The sequence below is a fragment of the Mesorhizobium sp. M1A.F.Ca.IN.020.06.1.1 genome, assembly GCF_004023265.1.
Classification (GTDB): domain Bacteria; phylum Pseudomonadota; class Alphaproteobacteria; order Rhizobiales; family Rhizobiaceae; genus Mesorhizobium.
The window spans coordinates 1-3825 of sequence record NZ_RZSR01000587.1 but is presented as its reverse complement, the minus strand read 5'-3'; the positions used below and the strand labels follow the sequence as shown (position 1 = coordinate 3825).

The 3825-nt window shown below is 64.7% G+C and carries 4 protein-coding genes; 2 read left to right on the top strand and 2 right to left on the bottom strand.

Going from position 1 to position 3825, the window contains the following annotated elements:
- Nucleotides 1-378, bottom strand: a complete 378-nt coding sequence (locus EOA60_RS22885) for a VOC family protein (protein ID WP_067320139.1) — start codon at nt 376-378, stop codon at nt 1-3.
- A 32-nt stretch (nt 379-410) separates the two neighbouring features.
- Nucleotides 411-941, bottom strand: coding sequence for a hypothetical protein (locus tag EOA60_RS22880; RefSeq protein WP_067319760.1), 531 nt, complete (start codon nt 939-941; stop codon nt 411-413).
- Between the two features lie 84 nt (nt 942-1025).
- Here EOA60_RS22880 and EOA60_RS22875 point away from each other — a divergent pair, with 84 nt between their 5' ends.
- Together EOA60_RS22875 and gyrA are read left to right on the top strand one after the other, a co-directional pair.
- Nucleotides 1026-1862, top strand: coding sequence for an AraC family transcriptional regulator (locus tag EOA60_RS22875; protein WP_067319762.1), 837 nt, complete (start codon nt 1026-1028; stop codon nt 1860-1862).
- Nucleotides 1863-2049: 187 nt separating this feature from the next.
- On the top strand, nt 2050-3825 hold a 1776-nt coding region (gene gyrA, locus EOA60_RS22870), incomplete at its 3' end, for a DNA gyrase subunit A (protein ID WP_128311937.1).

Here is a 3825-nt window from a genome sequence, read left to right as displayed (position 1 = left end):
CTATTCAGCTTTGCTGCAATAAGCCTCGAGCCGGTAGCCGTCAGGGTCGATTACGAAGGCGGCGTAGTAGTTGTCGCCATAGGCGACGCGCAGGCCGGGCCGGCCATTGTCCTTGCCACCCGCAAGCAAGGCCGCCGCATGGAAAGCGTCGACGCCGGCGCGTGTCGGTGCGGCAAAGCAGAAGTGCAGGCCGGAGTCCGCGTCGGCCGGGACCGGCCGGCCGGCCTCATTGACCCAGAGTTCTACAGTCCTGGCGCCGTAGCCGAGCGAGCCGGGTGACTGGCTGAGGCACGAGTAGCCGAGGGGCTCCAAAGCGGCGTCGTAGAAGCGTTTCGAGGCGTCGCAGTCGCGGACGCCGATCGAGATATGGTCAAGCATCGTTTTCTCCATGATTACAGGTGGTTGATCGGTCAGGCTGGAGTCGAGCGCCGCGCCAGGAACTCGACCTCCATGCGCCAGGTTTTGCCGCCGTCATGCGAACGCTCGCCAAGCCAGCGGAAGGCGTTCTCGGTGATGTGCGAAAAGCTCCAGCGCACCGAGGAGCCGGTGCCGTCGGCGCCGATCTGCACGATTGTGTCGCCTTCGGCGCGGCCGAGCTGGCGGCTGTAATACTGGTTGCGCGGATCGCTCCAGAAGATATGCCAGGCGTCCGCGCCGGGGTCGTAGACGCGCAACGTCGTGCCGTAGAAGGTCCATGGCCCGAGAGAGGCTTGCACCCCGGCATTCCGCGCCGGCAGGATCCAGACGTCCTGGACCGCCCTGCCCTCCAGAACCCAGCCGAAATGCACCTCGCCGCGCCCGGTTAGCCTGGTGCCGTCCTCCAGCGTGCGCGTGGCGTCGAAGGTCCAGGCGCCGATGAAGCGGCCGTAGAGTTTGAGCTTCTCGGCGAGATCCGGATTGGGAGCGTCGCTGTGCAGGGCTTCGGCAAAGGGATCGGTCATGGTTGCTGCCTCGTTTGTCAGGAGAGGCGAGCAATAGGGGCATGGCGGGGTTCTGGGCTTGGGAAAAATTGCTATTTTTTCGCGATGGCGACGACTGAGAAAAACCTGGCCTCAGGGCATGGCTGGCAGGTGTCCGACGTGATCTGCACGGCTCGCGCCGGCGACCGCCCGTTTGAGGAACAGCATCGCGGTTTCTGCCTCGCCGCCGTGACCAGAGGCACGTTCCGCTACCGGACGCGCCAAGGCACCGCAATGCTTGCTCCAGGCGCCATCCTGCTCGGCAATCCGGGCGCCTGCTACGAGTGCGGCCACGAGCACGGCGCCGGCGACCGCTGCCTCTCCTTCCATTTTTCGCCGGCCTATATGGAGCGCGTCGTCGCCGATGTGCCGGGCGCAAGCCGGCTCGGCTTTGCCGACCCACGCCTGCCGCCCTTGCCGGTGCTGGCGCCGTTGCTGGCGCAAGCGGAGGCGGCGCAGCAAACGGGCGACGGCGAGGCGTTCGAGGAACTCGGTCTGCGCATTGCCTGCGCGGTGGTCGGGGCTGCGGCCAATTCGTCCGAGGTTGCCTGGACACCCAGCGCCCGCGACCAGAAACGCGTAGCCGAGGCGGTGCGTTTGATCGAGCTCAACGCCGATCGCCCGCTTTCGCTGACCGAACTCGCCGACGGCACGGCGACCAGCCCGTATCATTTCCTGCGCACGTTCCGTCATGTCGCCGGCATGACGCCCTATCAGTTCCTGCTGAGGACCAGGCTGCATCGGGCCGCGGTGCGGCTGTGCGCGTCGAACGAAGCGATCTCGACGATTGCTTTCGATGCCGGCTTCAACGACCTTTCGACCTTCAACCGGAGGTTCCGGCGCGAGATGGGAGAAGCGCCCGGCGCCTACCGCTGCAAACGGGCGGGCAGACGCGGGCATTAGCCAAGGCCGTTCGGGATCGACTTGGCCTGCGAGCTCAAAGTGTGGCTTTGGCCATATCGTCGCAATCAGCGGTATCCATTTGAAATTGCCGCCGAAATTGTCTTTGGAAAAGTGTGGTAGCCATTGGAGTTTCAGCCCGGCTTCCTATATAAGCGGCGAGTGATTCCCGACTGGATTGTGACCTGATTTGACCGACCAGAAGACACCGCGCGGGCCGGAGGGCGGCCCCACCGGCATCGAGCCGATTTCGATCATCGAGGAGATGCAGCGCTCCTATCTCGATTACGCCATGAGCGTGATCGTCAGTCGGGCGCTGCCTGACGTGCGCGACGGCCTGAAGCCGGTGCACCGCCGCATCCTCTATGCCTCGCATGAGAGCGGCTATCACTGGAACCGCAAATATGTGAAGTCGGCGCGCCCGGTCGCCGACGTGATGGGTAAATACCATCCGCATGGCGACGCCTCGATCTATGACGCGCTGGTGCGCATGGCCCAGGATTGGTCGCTGCGCGTGCCCCTGATCGACGGTCAGGGCAATTTCGGCTCGATCGACGGCGACCCGCCGGCGGCGATGCGCTACACCGAGTCCCGGCTGACCAAGGTTGCGCATGAGCTGCTGGAGGACATCGACAAGGAAACCGTCGATTTCCAGGACACCTACGACGCCTCCGCCACCGAGCCCAAGGTGCTGCCGGCCCGCTTCCCGAACCTGCTCGTCAACGGCTCGGGCGGCATCGCCGTCGGCATGGCCACCAACATCCCGCCGCACAATCTGGCCGAAGTCTGCAACGGCGCCATCGCCATCATCGACAATCCGGCGATCGACCTGCCTGCGCTGATGGAGATCGTGCCCGGTCCGGATTTCCCGACCGGCGGCATCGTGCTTGGCCGCTCCGGCATCTACAATGCCTATTCGACGGGCCGCGGCTCGATCGTCATGCGCGGCCGCGTCAACATCGAGGCGCGCGGCAACGACCGTGAATCGATCATCATCACCGAGATTCCCTATCAGGTGAACAAGGCGGCGATGATCGAGAAGATGGCCGAACTCGTGCGCGAGAAGCGCATCGAGGGCATCTCCGACATCCGCGACGAGAGCGACCGCCAGGGCTACCGTGTCGTCGTCGAGCTCAAGCGCGAGGCGGTCGCCGATGTCATTTTGAACCAGCTTTACCGCTTCACGCCGCTGCAGACCTCGTTCGGCGCCAATATGGTCGCGCTGAACGGCGGCAAGCCGGAAGTGCTGACGCTGATCGACATGCTGAAGGCCTTTGTCGGCTTCCGCGAGGAGGTTATCAGCCGGCGCACGAAATATCTTCTGCGCAAGGCGCGCGAGCGCGCCCATGTGCTGGTCGGTCTCGCTATCGCCGTCGCCAACATCGATGAGGTGATCAAGCTGATCCGCACCGCGCCAGATCCGCAGACGGCGCGCGAGCAGTTGATGGAACGGCGCTGGCCATCGCACGACGTCGCTCCGCTGATCCAGCTGATCGATGATCCGCGCCACCGCATCAACGAGGACGGCACCTACAATCTATCCGAGGAGCAGGCCCGCGCCATCCTCGACCTGCGCCTGCAGCGCCTGACCGCGCTCGGCCGCGACGAGATCGCCGACGAGTTAAACAAGATCGGCGCTGAAATCCTTGATTACCTTGACATCCTGTCTTCTCGCGCGCGCATCCAGCAGATCGTCAAGGACGAGCTGATCGCCGTCCGCGACGAGTTCGGCACGCCGCGCCGCACGGAACTCGCCGAGGGCGGGGCGGACATGGAAGACGAAGACCTGATCCAGCGCGAGGACATGGTCGTCACGGTCAGCCATTCCGGCTACATCAAGCGCGTGCCGCTGTCGCTCTACCGGGCGCAGCGCCGCGGCGGCAAGGGCCGCTCCGGCATGTCGACCAAGGAAGAGGATTTCGTCACCCGGCTATTCGTCGCCAACACGCATACGCCGGTGCTGTTC

Coding starts and splice junctions, on each gene's coding strand:
- EOA60_RS22875 (WP_067319762.1), top strand. CDS start 1,026: ATGGCGACGACTGAGAAAAACCTGGCCTCAGGGCATGGCTGGCAGGTG.
- EOA60_RS22880 (WP_067319760.1), bottom strand. CDS start 941: ATGACCGATCCCTTTGCCGAAGCCCTGCACAGCGACGCTCCCAATCCG.
- EOA60_RS22885 (WP_067320139.1), bottom strand. CDS start 378: ATGCTTGACCATATCTCGATCGGCGTCCGCGACTGCGACGCCTCGAAA.